This window comes from Ruegeria sp. BHSA191 (genome assembly GCF_059613325.1).
In genome coordinates, this window is sequence record NZ_JBXWSH010000013.1 from 35,686 (window position 1) to 53,751 (window position 18,066).

At 64.0% G+C, this 18,066-nt stretch carries 19 protein-coding genes; 9 read left to right on the top strand and 10 right to left on the bottom strand.

Annotation, left to right across the window (positions count from 1 at the left end; all coding sequences use genetic code 11):
- Positions 1-20: 20 nt before the first annotated feature.
- Entirely contained in the window at positions 21-359 is a 339-nt protein-coding gene (locus AC2FNS_RS13050; RefSeq protein WP_093963790.1) for a P-II family nitrogen regulator, read from the bottom strand.
- Between the two features lie 255 nt (positions 360-614).
- Here AC2FNS_RS13050 and AC2FNS_RS13055 point away from each other — a divergent pair, with 255 nt between their 5' ends.
- Positions 615-2,789 (top strand): transglycosylase domain-containing protein, encoded by a 2,175-nt coding sequence (locus AC2FNS_RS13055; RefSeq protein WP_496797497.1) that lies wholly within the window; start codon positions 615-617, stop codon positions 2,787-2,789.
- A gap of 48 nt (positions 2,790-2,837) precedes the next feature.
- On the opposite strand, the gene leuB is transcribed toward AC2FNS_RS13055, so the two are convergent.
- The 7 genes from leuB to AC2FNS_RS13090 all read right to left on the bottom strand — a co-directional run bounded on the left by leuB (position 2,838) and on the right by AC2FNS_RS13090 (position 9,072).
- Entirely contained in the window at positions 2,838-3,941 is a 1,104-nt protein-coding gene (leuB, locus tag AC2FNS_RS13060; RefSeq protein ID WP_496712602.1) for a 3-isopropylmalate dehydrogenase, read from the bottom strand.
- A gap of 130 nt (positions 3,942-4,071) precedes the next feature.
- A complete protein-coding gene (locus AC2FNS_RS13065) occupies positions 4,072-5,130 on the bottom strand; it encodes an endonuclease/exonuclease/phosphatase family protein (RefSeq protein ID WP_496712604.1) in 1,059 nt (352 codons plus the stop codon).
- A complete protein-coding gene (locus tag AC2FNS_RS13070) occupies positions 5,127-5,957 on the bottom strand; it encodes a hypothetical protein (protein ID WP_496712605.1) in 831 nt (276 codons plus the stop codon). Before AC2FNS_RS13070 ends, AC2FNS_RS13065 begins: the two co-directional genes overlap by 4 nt.
- A gap of 328 nt (positions 5,958-6,285) precedes the next feature.
- Positions 6,286-6,891 carry a 3-isopropylmalate dehydratase small subunit gene (gene leuD, locus AC2FNS_RS13075; protein WP_496680533.1) on the bottom strand — a complete coding sequence of 202 codons (606 nt, stop codon included), beginning with the start codon at positions 6,889-6,891 and terminating at the stop codon, positions 6,286-6,288.
- 43 nt (positions 6,892-6,934) lie between these two features.
- Complete coding sequence (locus AC2FNS_RS13080) at positions 6,935-7,480, bottom strand: HdeD family acid-resistance protein (RefSeq protein ID WP_496680532.1); 546 nt, start codon at positions 7,478-7,480, stop codon at positions 6,935-6,937.
- Between the two features lie 38 nt (positions 7,481-7,518).
- A complete protein-coding gene (gene leuC / locus AC2FNS_RS13085) occupies positions 7,519-8,922 on the bottom strand; it encodes a 3-isopropylmalate dehydratase large subunit (protein WP_496712607.1) in 1,404 nt (467 codons plus the stop codon).
- Positions 8,923-8,973: 51 nt separating this feature from the next.
- A complete protein-coding gene (locus AC2FNS_RS13090) occupies positions 8,974-9,072 on the bottom strand; it encodes an isopropylmalate isomerase (protein WP_496687460.1) in 99 nt (32 codons plus the stop codon).
- A 109-nt stretch (positions 9,073-9,181) separates the two neighbouring features.
- Between AC2FNS_RS13090 and AC2FNS_RS13095 the strand changes: the two genes are divergently transcribed.
- The 4 genes from AC2FNS_RS13095 (at position 9,182) to AC2FNS_RS13110 (ending at position 12,073) form a co-directional block, all read left to right on the top strand.
- Complete coding sequence (locus AC2FNS_RS13095; RefSeq protein WP_496712608.1) at positions 9,182-10,543, top strand: mechanosensitive ion channel family protein; 1,362 nt, start codon at positions 9,182-9,184, stop codon at positions 10,541-10,543.
- Positions 10,544-10,707: 164 nt separating this feature from the next.
- Positions 10,708-11,067 (top strand): ribosome silencing factor, encoded by a 360-nt coding sequence (gene rsfS, locus AC2FNS_RS13100; protein WP_149775947.1) that lies wholly within the window; start codon positions 10,708-10,710, stop codon positions 11,065-11,067.
- A gap of 44 nt (positions 11,068-11,111) precedes the next feature.
- Complete coding sequence (gene rlmH / locus AC2FNS_RS13105) at positions 11,112-11,582, top strand: 23S rRNA (pseudouridine(1915)-N(3))-methyltransferase RlmH (RefSeq protein ID WP_496680528.1); 471 nt, start codon at positions 11,112-11,114, stop codon at positions 11,580-11,582.
- A gap of 5 nt (positions 11,583-11,587) precedes the next feature.
- Positions 11,588-12,073 (top strand): flavodoxin family protein, encoded by a 486-nt coding sequence (locus AC2FNS_RS13110; protein WP_496687465.1) that lies wholly within the window; start codon positions 11,588-11,590, stop codon positions 12,071-12,073.
- Positions 12,074-12,076: 3 nt separating this feature from the next.
- Here AC2FNS_RS13110 and AC2FNS_RS13115 read toward each other — a convergent pair whose 3' ends face one another.
- Together AC2FNS_RS13115 and AC2FNS_RS13120 are read right to left on the bottom strand one after the other, a co-directional pair.
- Complete coding sequence (locus AC2FNS_RS13115) at positions 12,077-12,424, bottom strand: hypothetical protein (protein WP_496712609.1); 348 nt, start codon at positions 12,422-12,424, stop codon at positions 12,077-12,079.
- A 35-nt stretch (positions 12,425-12,459) separates the two neighbouring features.
- The gene (locus tag AC2FNS_RS13120; protein WP_496687470.1) at positions 12,460-13,170 is read right to left on the bottom strand and encodes a DUF599 domain-containing protein; all 711 of its coding nucleotides are present in this window, start codon (positions 13,168-13,170) and stop codon (positions 12,460-12,462) included.
- 81 nt (positions 13,171-13,251) lie between these two features.
- Between AC2FNS_RS13120 and AC2FNS_RS13125 the strand changes: the two genes are divergently transcribed.
- The 4 genes from AC2FNS_RS13125 to AC2FNS_RS13140 all read left to right on the top strand — a co-directional run bounded on the left by AC2FNS_RS13125 (position 13,252) and on the right by AC2FNS_RS13140 (position 18,065).
- Positions 13,252-14,700: an FAD-linked oxidase C-terminal domain-containing protein gene (locus AC2FNS_RS13125; RefSeq protein WP_496712611.1), complete on the top strand. Its 1,449-nt coding sequence runs from the start codon at positions 13,252-13,254 to the stop codon at positions 14,698-14,700.
- Positions 14,701-14,725: 25 nt separating this feature from the next.
- Positions 14,726-15,826 carry an FAD-binding protein gene (locus tag AC2FNS_RS13130; RefSeq protein ID WP_496712613.1) on the top strand — a complete coding sequence of 367 codons (1,101 nt, stop codon included), beginning with the start codon at positions 14,726-14,728 and terminating at the stop codon, positions 15,824-15,826.
- A gap of 4 nt (positions 15,827-15,830) precedes the next feature.
- Entirely contained in the window at positions 15,831-17,153 is a 1,323-nt protein-coding gene (gene glcF, locus AC2FNS_RS13135; protein ID WP_496727651.1) for a glycolate oxidase subunit GlcF, read from the top strand.
- Positions 17,154-17,273: 120 nt separating this feature from the next.
- Positions 17,274-18,065, top strand: a complete 792-nt coding sequence (locus tag AC2FNS_RS13140) for a trypsin-like serine peptidase (protein WP_496712721.1) — start codon at positions 17,274-17,276, stop codon at positions 18,063-18,065.
- Position 18,066 lies beyond the last annotated feature (1 nt).

Below are 18,066 nucleotides of genomic sequence, written 5' to 3' on the forward strand. Positions count from 1 at the left end.
ATGATTGTCGGTGGCGGCGCTCAGAGCGCTTCTTCGTTGAGTTCCCCGGTCCGCACGCGCAGGGCCTGCTCGACATCGAGGACAAAAATCTTGCCGTCGCCGATCTTGCCGGTCTTGGCGGTTTTGGTGATGGTCTCGACGATCTGGTCTGTCATCGCGGCAGGCACCACGATTTCCAGCTTGATCTTGGGCACGAAGTTCACCGCGTATTCGGCACCCCGATAGATTTCGGTGTGACCGGATTGCGAGCCGAAGCCCTTGATCTCAGTCACCATCATGCCGCGCACGCCCGCCTCGGTCAGTGCCTCGCGCACCTCCTCGAGCTTGAACGGCTTGATTGTCGCAATGATCAGTTTCACGTCTTTCCCCTCTTCTGTTCCGGTGGGTCCGGCTTTGCACCTGCAGAAAAAGAGCCCGACATGGCCGCTCAAGGAACGATTTCGGCAAAAAGACGCTGGGGAAGAGGGTCAAAGTTGCACATTTTTTGCACAAAATATGTGAAGTGATCAAAAAACAGGCAAATGTGAGAGGGGAATTGCTGCTATTTCACACCTCTACATGGGCGCGACAGCACGGTATGGTGCCACAAAAGCAAAAACGGGCAGAGTTTGAGCATGACTGAGTCCAAGCGTCGAAAACCGCTGGTGGCGGACAAACGGTATCCGTCCGAAGGCCGCAAGACCGCGTCTACCAAGCGGTCGGCGAAACCGGCGGGCAAGAAGGCGACGGCGCGCAAGACCACAACGCGCAAAACCCGGCGCAAGCGTTCGGGTGGCGGGCAAGGCGGTTTCTTTCGCCGGCTGCTCCGATGGATCGGACGGCTGATCTGGGGCCTGACCTGGCGCGTGGGGGCGGTGGTGGCGCTGTTGATTGCGCTGGCGGTCGGCGTCGTCTACAGCACGTTGCCCGAGGTCGATGCCCTGCTGGACGGGCGCGCGCGTGGGTCGGTCACCCTGCTGGACCGCGACGGCAAGGTCTTCGCTTGGCGCGGTGATCAGTTCGGCGGCGTCATCACCGCCGATACCGTGTCACCCCATCTGAAGAACGCGGTCATCGCCACCGAGGACAAGCGGTTCTATCGTCACTTCGGCATCAGCCCGCGCGGCATCGCCAGCGCGGTTAGGATCAACCTGTCGGAAGGGCGCGGGCCGCTGTCGGGGCATGGTGGGTCCACCATCACCCAGCAAACGGCCAAGCTGCTGTGTCTGGGTGTCCCGTATGATCCGAGCCAGTGGGAGTCGGAAGCGGCGTATGAGGCCGATTGCCGCCAGGGGTCGCTGTGGCGCAAGGCTAAGGAAGCGATCTACGCGATGGCGATGGAGGTCAAGTATTCCAAGGACGAGATCCTGACCATCTATCTGAACCGGGCATTTCTGGGGGCCGGCGCACGCGGGTTCGAGGCGGCCAGCCAGCGCTATTTTGGCAAGTCCGCGGCCGAGGTCGACGCGGCCGAGGCGGCGATGCTGGCGGGGCTGTTGGTGGCGCCCACGCGCTATGCGCCCACCAACAACCTGCAGCGCTCGCAGGACCGGGCCAAGGTGGTGATCAGCCTGATGGAGGATCAGGGTTACCTGACCGCGTCACAGGCGACCGCGGCGCGCAACAACCCGGCCGAGCTGTCCGAGGCCGCCGCCGCGCGCGCTGGCGGTTATTTTGCCGACTGGGTCATGGCCAGCGGCCCCGAGTTCTTTACCCGCAACACCACCGAGGACGTGGTGATCAAGACCACGCTGGACCAGCGGATCCAGCAGGCGGCCGAGGCGGCGCTGAAACAGGTGTTCGACGAAAAGGTCAGCGAAGGGTCGAAGGCGCAGGCCGCGATCGTGGTGATGTCGGCCGATGGTGCGGTCCGGGCCATGGTGGGCGGGCGCAAGACCAAGGTGTCGGGCGCGTTCAACCGCGCGACGCAGGCGCTGCGCCAGACCGGGTCCTCGTTCAAACCCTTCGTCTATGCCACCGCGCTGGAGCTTGGCTACTCACCGCTGGCCACGGTGGTGGACGAGCCCTATTGCATCGACATCCCGGGGTCCGGCCAGTGGTGCCCCAAGAACTATACCAACAAGTTCTACGGTCGTGTTACGCTGGCGGATGCGCTCAAGAACTCGCTGAACATTCCGGCCGTCAAGGTGGCCGAGGTGGCCGGGCTGGACAATGTGCGCACGGTGGCCAGCGGCTTCGGCATCCAAAGCGATCTGGCGGCGGGTCCTGCGCTGGCGCTGGGCGCGTCGGAAAGCACGCTGATCGAGATGACCGGCGCCTATGCGGGTATCCTGAACGGGGGCTCGGCGGTGGAACCCTATGGCCTGACCGAGCTGAAGCTGCTGGGCGATGACACGCCGGTGATGGTGACGACGACCGGGATCGGCGAACGGGTGATCCGCGACGAGGCCGCCAAACAGCTGATCTGGATGATGGAGCGAGTGGTGTCCGAAGGCACCGGTCAGCGGGCCAAGCTGCCCGGATGGCAGGTGGCGGGCAAAACGGGTACGACCCAGGCCGCGCGGGATGCGTGGTTCATCGGCTTCACTGCCGATTATGTGGCCGGCGTCTGGATGGGCTATGACGACAATACGCCCCTGAAAGGGGTCACCGGCGGCGGGCTGCCGGCCGAGATCTGGCGGGAAACCATGCTGCGCGTGACCGAGGGCATGACCCCCACGCCCCTGCCGATGCTGGCGCCGGCGGCTCCGGTTCAGACCACGCAGCAATCCCAGCCCCGCCGCAGACAGCAGGGCAGTTTCGCGCGGGCGGTCGACAATCTGTTGAAGGATATCTTCGGCGGCAACTAGGCCGCGGATGATCGGACGGGCGGCGCGCGGCGCCGCCCGGATCAAAGCTCAAAGGCTGGCGTCCAGCGCGGCGACGATCGCGTCGCCCATCTCGGTGGTCGACACCGGCTGCACGCCCTCTTCGGCCAGCAGATCGGCGGTACGGACACCATCGGCCAGCACCTTCTCGATGGCGGCTTCCAGACGGTCGGCCTCGGCCCCCTGATCGAAGGAATAGCGCAGCGCCATGGCAAAGCTCAGGATGCAGGCGATCGGGTTGGCCTTGCCCTGCCCAGCAATGTCGGGGGCCGAGCCGTGGACGGGCTCGTACAACGCCTTGGGCCGGCCGTTGGCCATGGGCGCCCCCAGCGAGGCCGAAGGTAGCATGCCCAGCGACCCGGTCAGCATCGCCGCGCAGTCCGAAAGGATGTCGCCGAACAGGTTGTCGGTCAGGATCACGTCGAACTGCTTGGGCGCGCGCACCAGCTGCATGGCGCCGTTGTCGGCATACATGTGGCTCAGCTCGACCTCGGGGTAATCCTTGCCCACGCGGGTCACCACCTCGCGCCACAGGATGCCCGATTCCATCACGTTGGCCTTTTCCATCGAGCACAGCTTCTTGTTGCGGCGCATCGCCAGCTCAAAAGCCGAACGCGCGACCCGCTCGATCTCGGATTCGGTGTAGCGCTGGGTGTTGATGCCCACGCGTTCATTGCCTTCCTCGTAGATGCCGCGCGGCTCGCCGAAATAGACGCCCGAGGTCAACTCGCGCACGATCATGATGTCGAGGCCGGCGACCACGTCCTTTTTCAGCGACGAGAAATCGGCCAGCGCGTCAAAGCACTGGGCCGGGCGCAGGTTCGAGTACAGGTCCATCTCCTTGCGCAGGCGCAGCAGGCCGCGCTCGGGCTTCACGCTGAAATCCAGATCGTCGTATTTCGGGCCGCCTACGGCGCCCAGCAGAACCGCGTCGACCTCTTGCGCCTTGGCCATCGTCTCATCCGCCAGAGGAACGCCGTGCTTGTCATAGGCGGCACCGCCGACCAGATCCTCGCTCACGTCGAATTTCAGATCGCGCCTGGCGCCGAACCAGTCGATGATCTTGCGCACTTCGGTCATCACTTCGGGGCCGATTCCGTCTCCGGGCAGGATGAGGAGCGAGGGGTTGGGCATGAGCGGTCTCCTTGCGTTTTTCAGAACCGGGCCTAGCGTTTGCGGGGCATATGGTCAATGAGGCGTTCCGACCGTTTTGCCCGGGTATCACGCGTCATGCGGGCGCAGGTCGGCAAGGGTGGGCGGCACGTCAGTCGGTACCGGCCTGCCGGTCCTGCGCGCCCGATCCGGTCAGGTCGACCCAGACCAGCCGGTGCCGGCTTGCCGCTCGGGCCGCGGGATGGGGCTGACCGTCCGCTCCGGTCCAGAACACGCCGGCATCTTCGACCACCCAATCCGCCGATGGCAGCACATAGTCGACGCGGCGGTCTCCGACGGTTTTCCAGGTGACGGTGGTGTCTGCGCCGGTTGCATCTGTCGGTCGCGGATCCTGAACCAACGGGTTGGTCAGCAGGGCACGCAGGGCCTCGGTGTGGCCTTCTCCGCGCTCGGGGTCCAGATTGGCATCTCCGGCGATTACGAAGCGGCGGGTCGGCGCCGGCCCCAGATCGCCCCGCAGAAGAACGGACCAGAACCGGATTTCATCGCGGTTGCGCAGGCCGTTGCGGTCCTCGGGGCCGTCAAAGACAGGCGGGGTGGCGTGGAAGGTCATGAGGGTCAACCGGCCCTGCGGCGTATCGATCGCAACGACCCAATGCGCGGTCGAGGAGAGCCGTTGGACCGACTGCGCCTGCTGCGAGGGAAACGGGGCGCCGTCCCGGCTGGGAAGCGTTGCGTCCGGCAGATCCTTCCACAGCAGGGTCGAGTAGTCTGCGATCTGACTTTCGATGATCGGATACCGGGACAGGACGGCAATTCCCCCATTGCCGGTGAAACGCCCCCAGCCCTGCGCGTCGCCCGGCCCGCCAAGCCTGCTGTCTCCGTCCAGGTCGAGGTTGGACATCAGCCCCGAATTGGGCTGACGGGCGAACTGATAGGGATAATCCAGACCCGCAGCCGCCAGCAGATCGGTCAGCGCCGACAGAGCCAGGTTGTCATGGTCCCAGTCCACCCCCTGCAGGGCGACGATATCCGGCGCCGTGGCTAGCAAAACATCGACGACGGCGCGGACCTGCGGTGTCTCCTTGCGGATGTCTCGCAGCATCAACCCCGGCCCATCGCGCTGCAACTCGGTGTTGAAGCTGGCCACGCGCAGGGGGTCGGCCTGGGCCGCAAAAGGCAGCAGCGCCAGAACCAGAATGCGGATCATGCGGTCTGGGTGGCCTCGGAGGTGGAATAGGCGCGCCGCTTTTCGACGATCAGCCCGGCGATTCGCAGCGTGGCGATGCCGCGCATGATTATGCTGGCGGGCAGGAAGGCCCAAGCGCTCATGGTCCAGATCAGGGTCTGCGGGTTCGCTAGCGTCAGCGGATCGATGACATTGGTCAGCAGCTTGATCAGCGCAGGGATAAGGAACGGCAGCAGGATGCCGATCGAAATGTTCAGGCGCCCGTCGCGCTGCAGGCGGGTCACCACGTCTCCGCCCTTGGTCGGGTCGAACAGGGGCAGATTGGTCCAGACGTTGAAGGCCCCGTTCCCCGTGGGCCATCCCCGGACCTTGACCGCATAGACGAAGCTGGCGATCGTCACCAGCGCCGCGACATAGGCGACGCTTGCGGTGATGCGGACTAGTTCGGTCAGCGTTGCGCTGGCCTCGGTCGGCAGCATCAGGACCACCAGGCGGACCGGTGAATAGGGAAAGTCGACGACATTGGCCACGGCCAGGCCCACGGAATAGGCGGCGCTGGTCAGATCCGTTGGCGTGTAGACGTTCTTGCAGATCAGGGTCAGGACCGACACCATCGACATCAGCCCGACGAACCTCAGCCGGTTGACGGGCGGCGCGTCGCGGAACTCGATGAAGCTGGGGAAGGCCGAGTTGTATTCGGCAAAGGTCAGGATGAATGCCAGGATGGCGACAAAGACGACAACTTCGGTACCGTTGGTGGCCGAGACCGGCAGATACAGCGCGGGGGTCAGCACCAGAAGCGCTACTAAAATCCCACGAACTGCCGCCCCTGTTGTGCGTGCAATCACTATCCGAACCCTTTCCAAACCGGACCCGTCGTTTCTTTGCCGACTCAATTCCAACTTGTGCCCGCCCATTCCCAAGTGGCGGATGCCGATTGGCGCCATCATCAGCGACAAGCGGCATTTTGCTCAAGCCGATGGGCAGGAAACAGGTGATTTCAGGCAAAATGATGGCGAAACTGGTGCGGCTTTGCATCAATTGCGCCGCAGAATCGTCGCTGGCTCGTCGGGTGTGACTACATGTTGTGGTTGCTTGGCCGTCAACCCCTAAGACGCGAACGGGGCCGCCGCGGCGACCCCGTCTGGTTGAGTATCGGCAGATTCGCCGCCCGCGTCACGTCCAGGGGCGGGCCTGGCTGACCTGGGATTCAAACTGGTCGATGTGGTGCGCCTTCTCCATCGTCAGGCCGATATCGTCCAAGCCGTTCAGCAGGCAGTGCTTGCGGTGCGGGTCGATGTCGAAGGTGATCTCGACCCCGTCCGAGGTGACGATCTTCTGCTCTTCGAGGTCCACGGTCATGCGGGCGTTTTCGCCCTTGTGGGCATCTTCCATCAGGATGGCATGATGCTCGTCCTCGACCACGATCGGCAAGATGCCGTTCTTGAAGCAGTTGTTAAAGAAGATGTCGGCGAAGCTGGTCGAGATGATGACCTTGATGCCGAAATCCTTGATCGCCCAAGGCGCGTGTTCGCGCGACGAGCCGCAGCCGAAATTGTCGCCGGCCACCAGGATCTCGGCGTTGCGATAGGCGGGTTTGTTCAGAACGAACTCTTCGTTCTCTCGCCCGTCATCGTGATAGCGCATCTCGTCGAACAGCACGACGCCCAGGCCCGAACGTTTGATCGTTTTCAAGTGCACTTTGGGGATGATCATATCGGTGTCGATATTGATCAGGGGCATGGGGGCGGCCACGCCGTGGACTTTTTCAAACTTTTCCATGTTCACACTCCTGCGGGAGAGGCCCGGCCCCATGCCCCGCGTTTCAAGCTTGTTTCGCTTCCGTCGTTTCGTTGCCGGCGTTCTTGACGAAGAACGCCATGAAGATCAGGCCGAACCCGTTGAACAGCATCTCGATGCCCAAAAGGATTCCCAGCAGGCTGAGCGCCAGTCCGACCGAGGCATTGGCCATGATGTAGGCGGCCAGCGCCAGGGACAGCAGGCCGGAAATGAGCGTGGGCCAGAAATACTGCGTGCCGCGCATCTGGAACGACAGGATGATCCGGGCGAGACCGCCGGCGATGAACAGGATCATCACCACCGTGGCCAGCGTCAGCACGCCCTGCAGCGGATGGGCCAGAAAGGACCAGCCCAGAAATAGCATCACGGCGCCCATGATGAAGGCCAGGATCTTGTTTCCGGTGCCTTCCACCGAGAACCCGCCCACGACCTGGAGCACGCCCGAGATCAGCAGCAGTGCGCCGGTGACCACGGTCACCGCCACCGATGCCACGATGGGCGCACCCAGAACGAAGATGCCGAACACAATCGACAGCAGCCCCATCAGGAGCCATTTGACCCAATCACTCATTTCATTCTCTCCCTCAAAAAATCAATGATGAGGGAAGCTTACATCAATTCGCGCACATCTGTCAGCTTTCCAGTGATTGCTGCGGCGGCAGCCATGGCCGGGCTGAGAAGATGGGTGCGTCCGCCGCGGCCTTGACGGCCTTCGAAGTTGCGGTTCGAGGTTGCGGCGCAACGCTCACCCGGGCTCAGCTGGTCGGGGTTCATCGCCAGGCACATCGAGCAGCCCGCAAGGCGCCATTCAAAGCCGGCCTGTTTGAAGATCTCGGCAATGCCTTCCTCTTCGGCCTGCGCGCGGACGAGGCCCGAGCCGGGTACGACCATGGCGCGGATGCCGTCCTTGATCTTCTTGCCTTTCAGGATCTCGGCGGCGGCGCGCAGGTCTTCGATCCGGCCGTTGGTGCAGGAACCGATGAAGACCGTGTCGATCTCGATGTCGCTCAGTTTCTGGCCCGGCTGCAGCCCCATGTATTCGATCGAGCGGCGCGCGGCCTCGACCTTGCCGCCCTCGAAATCCTCGGGGTTGGGTACGGTGGCGGTGATCGGCAGAACGTCTTCGGGGCTGGTGCCCCAGGTGACCACGGGGGCGATGTCCTCGCCGCGAATGGTGACGACCTTGTCCCAATGGGCGTCGTCATCGGAATAGAGCGTCTTCCACCAGGCCAGAGCGGCCTCCCACTGCGCGCCCTTCGGGGCGTGCGGGCGGCCTTTGACGTATTCGAATGTCTTTTCGTCCGGCGCGATCAGGCCGGCCCGTGCGCCACCCTCGATGGCCATGTTGCAGACGGTCATGCGGCCTTCCATCGACAGGTCGCGTATCGCCTCGCCGCAATATTCGATCACATAACCGGTGCCGCCGGCGGTGCCGGTTTCGCCGATCACAGCCAGGGTGATGTCCTTGGCGGTCACGCCCGGCTGCAGTTTGCCGGTAATCTCGACCTTCATGTTCTTGGATTTTTTCTGGATCAGCGTCTGAGTGGCCAGAACATGCTCGACCTCGGAGGTGCCGATGCCGTGGGCCAGCGCGCCGAAAGCGCCGTGAGTGGCGGTGTGGCTGTCGCCGCAGACCACGGTCATGCCCGGCAGGGTCCAGCCCTGTTCGGGGCCCACGATGTGAACGATGCCCTGACGAATGTCATTCACCGGGTAGTAGTGAATGCCGAAATCGCGGGCGTTCTTGTCCAGCGCTTCGACCTGGATGCGCGATTCGGGGTTTTCGATCCCGTTCACGCGATCGGGTGTGGTGGGCACGTTATGGTCCGGCACGGCGATCGTTTTTTCCGGCGCACGCACCTTGCGGCCTGCCATGCGCAGGCCTTCGAACGCCTGCGGGCTGGTCACTTCGTGCACCAGGTGGCGGTCGATATAAAGAAGGCAGGTACCATCGTCGGCTTCGTGCACGACATGGGCATCCCAGATCTTGTCATAGAGTGTTTTGGGGGACATCGGTCCTCTCCCGTCTGTATTGAGAAATGCTGGCGAGTGGCTGGGCGCCGATTATAGGCGGGCCAGAACCGTGCGGGCGGCCCCGAAGAACCGTTCACGCAGGCGCGCGCGGTCTTGCAGGTTGGGAGCAGGGGCCTGATTGAATCTCATGCGATCCAGATATATCGCGAGCGCCTGTCAATCAAGGTTCAATCCAGTGGCCGCCAAGTGCCTTGCATACCGGCGCATAGCTGGTCAAGCTGGCAGGCAGGAGGCGCGATTGGACAACGACTTGATCCCCCGCTCGATTTCCGAGCTGTTCGATACAATGGTCGAGGCATTCCTGCTTCAGTTCGGAGCACTGATCGAGCTGATCGTGACCCCGGGATGGCGTCAGTATCAATTGTTGATCGTGCTGCTTCTGGTGGCCGCATCCTTTGTTCTGAAGGCCGCCACACTTGGCAGATGGGAAACATGGGCAAGGGCGCGAAGCGGCTGGCCCAAATGGCGGCTACGGACTCTGGTCCAGTTCATGCGGCGCCTGACATTGGTCTATTTCGTGCTTCTGTCCTGGAGCGTCTACCTGGTGATGCAGCAGGTCACATGGCCGTCGCGCAGCTATATCATCGGCGTTCTGGCAACGCTGGCAACCGCGTGGCTGGTCATTGCGCTGCTGTCGCATCTTGTACGCAACCGCACGATCCGGCGCATCTTTCGCTGGTCGATGTGGGTCTATGCTACGCTGGTGGCACTGAGCCTGACCGACGACGTGGCCGAGTTTCTGGACGGGGTCGCGATCACGATCGGAGAGATGCACATCTCGGTTCTCGGGATCCTCAAGGCAATCTTGCTGATTGGCACGTTGCTGGTTCTGGCCCGACTGGGCACCCGGGCGGCTGAACGGGGGCTGAAAAGCAACGACGACATCTCGCCCTCGATGCAGGTTCTGCTGGCCAAGGGCATCCAGGTGGCTCTCTACGGGCTGGTCTTTCTGGTCGGGATCCGCACGCTGGGCTTCGACCTGACCGGGATCGCGCTGCTGTCCGGCGCGGTGGGCGTGGGCATCGGTTTCGGCTTGCAGAAGGTGGTATCGAACCTGATCTCGGGGATCATCATCCTGATGGACCGGTCGATCAAGCCGGGCGACGTGATCTCGCTGGGCGACACATTCGGCTGGATCAACGCGCTGGGCGCTCGTTATGTCTCGGTCGTCACCCGCGACGGGCGCGAATACCTGATCCCGAACGAGGATCTGATTACCGGACAGGTGGTGAACTGGTCCCATTCCGACGAGTTCGTCCGGCTGGATCTGACCTTCGGCACCAGCTATGGCGACGATCCGCACACGGTGCGCGAGACCGCCGTGCGGACGGTGAAAACGGTCAAGCGCGTGCTGAGCGGTGGCAAGCACGAACCGGTCTGCCACATCACCGGATTCGGCGACAGCAGCGTCGACTACGTGTTGCGGTTCTGGATCCGCGACCCGACCGCCGGCCTGACCAACATCCGCGGCAATGTCTATCTGGCGCTGTGGGACGCGTTCAAGGCCGAGGGCATCTCGATCCCCTTCCCGCAGCGCGAGGTGCGCCTTCTGGGCCAGGGGCAGACCGGCGTGGTTGCGCAACAAATCGACACGGAGTGATCACGCCTGTGCGCACACGGCCCGCGATTCATTGAATTGTTGCAATCGGCTTGCTACCTTATTACTACCCCGGCGCCGGGGTTTGGCGGCGCTTTATCAAGGAGGACCATGTCCTGTCTCTGCATACACAGGCGGGTTTGCCCGCCGACGATCGGGCCACGGTGATGGCCCAGTCTCAGCCAATCAGCGAAAAGCTGCTTGAGCGCGTTCTTTCCTCTCTTTCCGACGACAAGGCCGAAGACGTCGTGCAGATCGATCTGCGCGGAAAATCCTCGGTGGCCGACTACATGGTCATCGCGTCGGGCCGGTCGACTCGACAGGTGTCGGCGATGTCGGAAAAGCTGACGGATCGCATCAAGCAGGAATTCGGGTTCACCTCGAAGGTCGAAGGCAAGGATGCCGGCGACTGGGTACTGATCGATACGGGCGATGTGATCGTCCATATCTTTCGCCCCGAAGTGCGCGAATTCTACCAGCTGGAAAAGATGTGGCTGCCTCAGGGCGGTAGCGCCTCGGCCAACTGAGGCGCCATCCCGGCCCGTATTGAAGGGTCGGCGGCGAGAGCGACATGCGTATCAGCATTTGTGCGGTCGGGCGATTGCGCGCCGGACCGGAAAAAACCCTGCTTGACGACTATCTGACCCGTTTCGACCGGACCGGCCGCGGCCTGGGTTTGGGGCCTGCGCGCGTGATCGAGGTCGAAGACAAGAAGAACGCCGGTATGGGCGCCGAGGCCGCCTTGCTGCGCAAGGCGCTGCCCGGCGGGGCGGTGATCTGCACATTGGACGAGCGAGGAAAGGTGATGTCGTCACCCGATTTCGCGCAGAAGCTGGCCGGGTGGCGTGACATGGGCCGGCAGGATCTGGCCTTTGTCATCGGCGGCGCCGACGGGATCGACCCGGAGCTACGGGCCGAAGCCGATTTCTCGATCTCTTTCGGCGCGATGGTCTGGCCGCATATGCTGGTCCGGGTGATGCTGTCCGAACAACTCTATCGTGCCGCGACGATCCTGTCGGGCGGCCCGTATCATCGGGCCTGACCGCTGTGGCCCGTCTACTGATCGTCTACCATTCGCGCACCGGCGGCAGCCGACAGATGGCCGAGGCGGCCGCACAGGCGGCCAGCGCCGAGGCCGAGGTCAGCCTGAAGCCCGCCGCGCAGGCGGGGTCCGACGATCTGTTGGCGGCCGACGGATACGTCTTTTGCGCGCCCGAGAACCTGGCGGCGCTGTCAGGCGTCATGAAGGATTTCTTCGACCGCTGCTACTACCCGGTTCTGGGCAGGATCGAGGGGCGGCCCTATGCGCAGATGATCTGCGCCGGGTCCGACGGTCAGAACGCGGCGCGGCAACTGGCGCGCATCACCACCGGTTGGCGCCTGAAAGAGGTGCAGCCGCCCCTCATTGTCTGCACCCATGCCCAGACGCCCGAGGCGATATTGGCGGAAAAGACCATCCCCGAGGATGAACTGGACAAATGCCGCGAGATCGGCGCCGCGCTTGGCGCCGGGCTGTCGCTGGGCGTGTTCTGACGATTATTCCAACATCACAAGCGTGGTGTCCGCGTTCCAGCCATCGACACTGCACCGGGCCTGCACCTGAACCTGGCTCGCGCCTTCGGGGATCGCGACTCCGCCCAGCGACCGGGTAAAGGGCTGCTCGGTCTCGTGCGGGTGATGCAGCACTCGCATCCCCAACTCGGTCCCGTCCATTGCCAGAACGCGCCAGCCATCGGCATAGTGGTCCCACCCGGTATCGGGATGGCGGATGGTCACGTCGAATCGCCAGGTCTTACCCGTGCGCGTCGCGGTGACATTTTCGACCGTCGGCGGGTCGGCGAGGGCCGGGGCGGCCAGAAACAGGCAGAGGATCAGGTGTCGCATCTCGCCAGTCTAGGGTCTGATCGGGCGGGGCGCGATCACGTCTGCGTGTCCGGCGGCAGGCTCAGCAGGATCGCGCGGGAATGCGAGGCAAACTCGCGCCGGTACAGGACTCCCAGCGTCAGAAGCGTGCCGATGATCAGCGCGATCGGGCCCAGGATCCAGGCCAGCGAAGCCAGCGCGAAATAGGTGGCGCGCAGGGCGCGGTTGAAGCTGCGCGCGGCGGTCACGCAGATCTCGGCCGCCTGCGCCGCGCGGGGATAGGCCTGCGGATCCTCGGGGTCGTTCGGCACCGCCGCCATCAGCACCGCGCAGTAGCCGAACAGCCGGTGCGCCCAGACGTATTTCAGAAAGGCATTCGACAAAAACAGCAGCACGGTCAGGATCTTGACCTCCCACACCATGGCCGGTGCGCTGCCTATCGCCAGATCCTTGGCGACGCCCGACAGCCGCTCGGTATTGCCCAGAAGGGCCAGCCCGCCCCCGATGGCGATCATTGTGGTCGAGGCAAAGAACGTGCTGCCCTGACGCATCGTGCCCACGACTTGGGCGTCGAACATGCGGGGCTGGCGGGTCACCATTTCGCGCATCCAGCAGCGGCGGAATTCGTCCATCATCACCGCGACCGAGCGCTTGCCGGGCGCGGGGTTCTCGATCCGCCAGCCGATCCATTGCCAGGCGATCAGCAACAACAGGATGGCGGCGTAGTCCAGAGGCGAAAACAGCAGGGCGCGTTCGGTCAATGTCATGGCGCGACAGTACGTCCGACGAAGGCAACTTGCCAGATGCAGAAATTGGTAATATTATTTTACCAAACTGGAGGACCCGCCATGGACATGCCAAAGCCCAACCCCGACGTTCTGGCCCGCAAGGCTAACGTGCTTGCCCGTCTGCGGCAGGTCCTGCCCGAAGATGCCATCATCGCGGACCCGGCCGAAACCCGCGCCTATGAGTGCGACGCCCTGACCGCCTACAAATGCGCGCCGATGATCGCGGTTCTGCCGTCCTCGACGCAAGAGGTCTCGGACATTCTGCGCATCTGCCATGACGAAGGCGTGCCGGTCGTGCCGCGCGGGGCTGGGACCTCGCTGGCCGGTGGGGCGCTGCCCACCGCCGATTGCGTGATCCTGGGCGTGGCCCGCATGAACGAGGTGCTTGAGGTCGACTATGACAACCGCTTCATCCGCGTGCAGACCGGCCGCACCAATCTAAGCGTCACCGGCGCGGTCGAGGAGCAGGATTTCTTCTATGCGCCCGATCCGTCGTCGCAGCTGGCCTGCGCCATCGCGGGCAATATCGCGATGAATTCGGGCGGGGCGCATTGCCTGAAATACGGCGTGACCACCAACAACCTGCTGGGCGTGACCATGGTGCTGATGGATGGCCGCGTGGTCGAGATCGGCGGCGCGCATCTGGATTCCGGCGGGCTGGACCTGTTGGGCGTGATCTGCGGCTCGGAAGGGCAGTTGGGGGTCGTCACCGAGGCGACGCTGCGCATCCTGCGCAAGCCCGAGGGCGCGCGCCCGGTCCTGATGGGTTTTGATGACAACGCGGTGGCGGGTGAATGCGTCTCGGACATCATCAAATCCGGCATCCTGCCCGTGGCGATCGAGTTCATGGACCGGCTGTGCATCGAGGCCTGCGAGAATTTTGCCCATGCCGGCTATCCGAACTGCGAGGCGCTGCTGATCGTCGAGGTCGAGGGCTCGGACGCCGAGATCGACAGCCAGTTGGCCAAGATCGTCGAGATCGCCAAACGCCACAACCCGGTCGAGCTGCGCGAAAGCCAGTCGGCCGAGGAAAGCGCCCGCATCTGGCTGGGTCGGAAATCGGCCTTTGGTGCGATGGGGCAGATCAACGACTATATGTGCCTGGACGGCACGATCCCAGTGTCGGCCCTGCCGGACGTGCTGCGCCGCATCGGCGAACTGAGCAAAGAGTTTGGCCTGCCCGTGGGCAACGTATTCCATGCCGGCGACGGCAACATGCACCCGTTGATCCTGTTCGATGCGAACAAGCCCGGCGATCTGGAAAAATGCGAGGCCTTCGGGGCCGAGATCCTGAAACTGTGCGTGGATGCCGGCGGCTGCCTGACCGGCGAGCATGGGGTGGGCATCGAGAAGCGCGACCTGATGCATCATCAATACGCGCCTCAGGACCTTGAGGCGCAGATGGCCGTCAAGGACGTGTTCGACCCGAAATGGCTGCTGAACCCCGCCAAGGTGTTCCCGCTGGATGCCAGCGCGGACCGACGCGTCGTGCCGATGGCGGCGGAATGAATCCCAAGACAGAACGGACCTCGCAATGAGACCTGAATCAGAGTCTGAACTGGCCGAAATCGTGACCGGCCTGAACGAACCGATACGCGTTCTCGGTGGCGGCACGCGCGGTGTGACCAGCCCCGACCGGGTGCTGGGCACCGAGGGGCTGCGCGGGATCACCCTGTACGAGCCCGGGGCGCTGACGCTTGTTGCGCAGGCCGGAACGCCGCTGGCCGAGATCGAGGCGGCATTGGAGGCCGAAGGCCAGCAGCTGGCTTTCGAGCCGATGGACCATCGCGGCCTGCTGGGGTCCTCGGGCGCGCCCACGATCGGCGGTGTCGTGGCCGCCAACGTCTCGGGGCCGCGCCGGATCCAGGCCGGGGCTTGCCGCGATTTCCTGTTGGGCGTGCGCTTTGTCGACGGGCAGGGGCAGATCATCAAGAATGGCGGCCGCGTGATGAAGAACGTCACCGGCTATGACCTGGTCAAGCTGATGGCCGGGTCTTGGGGCACGCTGGGCGTGCTGACCGAGGTGTCACTGAAGGTGCTGCCCAAACCCGAGGCCAGCGCGACGCTGGCCGTACCCGCCAAGGACGCCGCGACTGCGGTTCGCATCCTGTCCGAGGCGCTGAAATCACCCTTTGAAGTCTCCGGAGCAGCCTATGATCCGCAGCAGCAGCGCGCCTTGATCCGGATCGAGGGGTTTGCTGCGTCCGTCTCGTATCGCACCGGGCGCCTGCAGGACCTGCTGGGCCAGTTTGGCGCGGTTGATCTGGTCGAGCCATCGGCTGAGCTGTGGCAGAGTATCCGCGATGCGGTCGATTTTGCCGACACGCCAGGCGATGTCTGGCGGATCTCGGTCAAACCCGGGGATGCGCCCGAAATCGCCGCGCGGGCCGAGGCCGACCGGACCTTGTTCGACTGGGGCGGGGGGCTGATCTGGGCGCTGGTGCCCGCAGGCACCGACCTGCGCGCGCGCATCGGCGCGTTTTCCGGCCACGCCACGCTGGTGCGGGCCGGGGCCGATACTTTTGCCCGGCTAGGCCGGTTTCAGCCGGAACCGCAGGGCATTGCGGCTCTGACACAGGGGATTCGACAGAAATTCGACCCGCGCGGCGTGTTCAACCCCGGGCTGATGGGATAGGGCGATGCAGACCACATTCACCGAAGACCAGTTGAAAGACCCCGGCACCCGCCGCGCAAACGAGATTTTGCGCAACTGCGTGCATTGCGGGTTCTGCACCGCCACCTGCCCGACCTATCAGGTGTTGGGCGACGAATTGGACAGCCCCCGCGGGCGCATCTACCTGATCAAGGACATGCTGGAAAACGAGCGTGTGCCGGATGAAAAGACCGTCAAGCATATCGATCGCTGCCTGTCCTGCCTGGCCTGCATGACGACCTGCCCGTCGGGCGTGCATTACATGCATCTGGTCGATCACGCCCGCGAATATATCGAAAACCGCTACAAGCGACCCTTCTCGGACCGGGCGTTGCGGTGGGTTCTGGCACGGATCCTGCCCTATCCGATGCGGTTCCGCTGGGCGCTGATCGGGGCCAAGCTGGGGCGGCCGTTCCGCTTTCTGATGCCCGACGCGCGCCTGAAGGCGATGCTGGACATGGCGCCGAAACACATCCCGCCGGTCAGCCGCAATGACGACCCCCAAAGCTTTGCGCCCAAGGGGCAGGCGATCAAACGCGTGGCTCTGATGACGGGCTGTGCGCAAAAGGCGCTGAACACCGACATCAACGATGCCACGATCCGCCTGCTGACTCGGCTGGGCTGCGAGGTCGTTGTGGCCGAGGGCGCCGGCTGTTGCGGGGCGTTGACCCATCACATGGGCAAGACCCGCGAAAGCCATGACACCGCCGCCGCAAATATCCGCGCATGGACGCGCGAGATGGACGGCAAGGGATTGGATGCGATCGTCATCAACACCTCGGGCTGCGGCACCACCGTCAAGGATTACGGGCACATGTTCCGCAACGACTCGCTGGCCGAGGACGCGGCGCGGGTGTCGGGCATTGCCATGGATGTCAGCGAAATCCTGATGCAGCTGGACTTGCCGCAGGGCGACGACAAGGGGCTGACGGTGGCCTATCACGCGGCCTGCTCGCTGCAACACGGGCAGCAGATCAAAACCTATCCCAAGGATCTGCTGAAAAAGGCGGGGTTCTCGGTGGTCGAACCCGCCGACAGCCACCTGTGCTGTGGCAGCGCGGGCACCTACAACCTGATGCAGCCCGAGATCTCGGCCAAGCTGAAACAGCGCAAGGTGCGCACGTTGGAGGCCAAGAACCCCGATCTGATCGCGGCCGGGAACATCGGCTGCATGATGCAGATCGGGTCGGGCACCCGACTGCCCATCGTGCACACGGTCGAGCTGTTGGACTGGGCCACGGGCGGGCCTCGGCCTCCCGCGCTGAACCGGGCCGGACAGCCTGCGGATACGGTGCCGATCCTGCGGTGAGCGGGCTTGGTGCGCCGGCGCATCAGTCGATGGAGGAATCGCCGTGGCTCGGCCCTGCCCTATTTTCGCCAAACGCGGCGCGTACCACCATGGCCCGAAACCAAATAGCCGGAGAACCGCGTGCGCAGATGGATAAGGGCGATTGCGCTGTGTGTCTTGCCGATGGCGGCCATGGCGCAGGATACCGGGCTGCAAAGCCTCGAGACCTCGGAGGCGGGGCGCGACTGGATGGCGGTCGGGCGGCTGGACATCGACGGCACCGGGTTCTGCACCGGTGCGCTGATTTCCCCGACTCTTGTCCTGACTGCGGCGCATTGCCTGTTCGACAAGGCCACGCGCCAACGTATCGACCCGTCGCGAATTGAGTTTCTGGCCGGTTGGCGGCGGGGACGGGCCTCGGCCTATCGTGCGGCGCGGCAGGCGGTAATCCACCCCGATTATGACTATGACGGCAGGGCCACCGTCACCCGTGTGCGCCATGACATCGCGCTGATCGAGCTGTGGCAGCCCATCCGCAACACCGCCGTCGTTCCGTTCGAGACCGGCTATCGCCCGTCGCGCGGCGAGGATGTCGGTGTCGTGTCTTATGCGCATGACCGAGCCGAGGCCCCCTCGCTGCAGGAGGTCTGCTCGGTCATGGCGCGGCAATCCGGGGTTCTGGTGATGTCCTGCGATGTGGATTTCGGCGCCTCGGGGGCGCCGATCTTTTCCTTCTCGGGCGATCACCCACGCATCGTGTCGGTCGTTTCAGCCAAGGCCGAACTGGAAGGAAAGCGCGTGGCGCTGGGCACGGCGTTGGAAGAATCGCTCGAGGTATTGCAGGCCGAACTGTCCGCAGGGCGGGGCTTTGGCCTGTCAGGCAGCGCGTCGGGTGCGGGCAAGAACCTGGGCGCAAGGTTCGTGCGGCCATGAT

What these genes read in the sequence shown, in the direction of transcription:
- AC2FNS_RS13055 (WP_496797497.1), top strand. Translation starts at nt 615, where the DNA reads ATGACTGAGTCCAAGCGTCGAAAACCGCTGGTGGCGGACAAACGGTAT.
- leuB (WP_496712602.1), bottom strand. Translation starts at nt 3,941, where the DNA reads ATGCCCAACCCCTCGCTCCTCATCCTGCCCGGAGACGGAATCGGCCCC.
- AC2FNS_RS13065 (WP_496712604.1), bottom strand. Translation starts at nt 5,130, where the DNA reads ATGATCCGCATTCTGGTTCTGGCGCTGCTGCCTTTTGCGGCCCAGGCC.
- leuD (WP_496680533.1), bottom strand. Translation starts at nt 6,891, where the DNA reads ATGGAAAAGTTTGAAAAAGTCCACGGCGTGGCCGCCCCCATGCCCCTG.
- AC2FNS_RS13080 (WP_496680532.1), bottom strand. Translation starts at nt 7,480, where the DNA reads ATGAGTGATTGGGTCAAATGGCTCCTGATGGGGCTGCTGTCGATTGTG.
- leuC (WP_496712607.1), bottom strand. Translation starts at nt 8,922, where the DNA reads ATGTCCCCCAAAACACTCTATGACAAGATCTGGGATGCCCATGTCGTG.
- AC2FNS_RS13090 (WP_496687460.1), bottom strand. Translation starts at nt 9,072, where the DNA reads ATGAGATTCAATCAGGCCCCTGCTCCCAACCTGCAAGACCGCGCGCGC.
- rsfS (WP_149775947.1), top strand. Translation starts at nt 10,708, where the DNA reads ATGGCCCAGTCTCAGCCAATCAGCGAAAAGCTGCTTGAGCGCGTTCTT.
- rlmH (WP_496680528.1), top strand. Translation starts at nt 11,112, where the DNA reads ATGCGTATCAGCATTTGTGCGGTCGGGCGATTGCGCGCCGGACCGGAA.
- AC2FNS_RS13115 (WP_496712609.1), bottom strand. Translation starts at nt 12,424, where the DNA reads ATGCGACACCTGATCCTCTGCCTGTTTCTGGCCGCCCCGGCCCTCGCC.
- AC2FNS_RS13120 (WP_496687470.1), bottom strand. Translation starts at nt 13,170, where the DNA reads ATGACATTGACCGAACGCGCCCTGCTGTTTTCGCCTCTGGACTACGCC.
- AC2FNS_RS13125 (WP_496712611.1), top strand. Translation starts at nt 13,252, where the DNA reads ATGGACATGCCAAAGCCCAACCCCGACGTTCTGGCCCGCAAGGCTAAC.
- AC2FNS_RS13130 (WP_496712613.1), top strand. Translation starts at nt 14,726, where the DNA reads ATGAGACCTGAATCAGAGTCTGAACTGGCCGAAATCGTGACCGGCCTG.
- glcF (WP_496727651.1), top strand. Translation starts at nt 15,831, where the DNA reads ATGCAGACCACATTCACCGAAGACCAGTTGAAAGACCCCGGCACCCGC.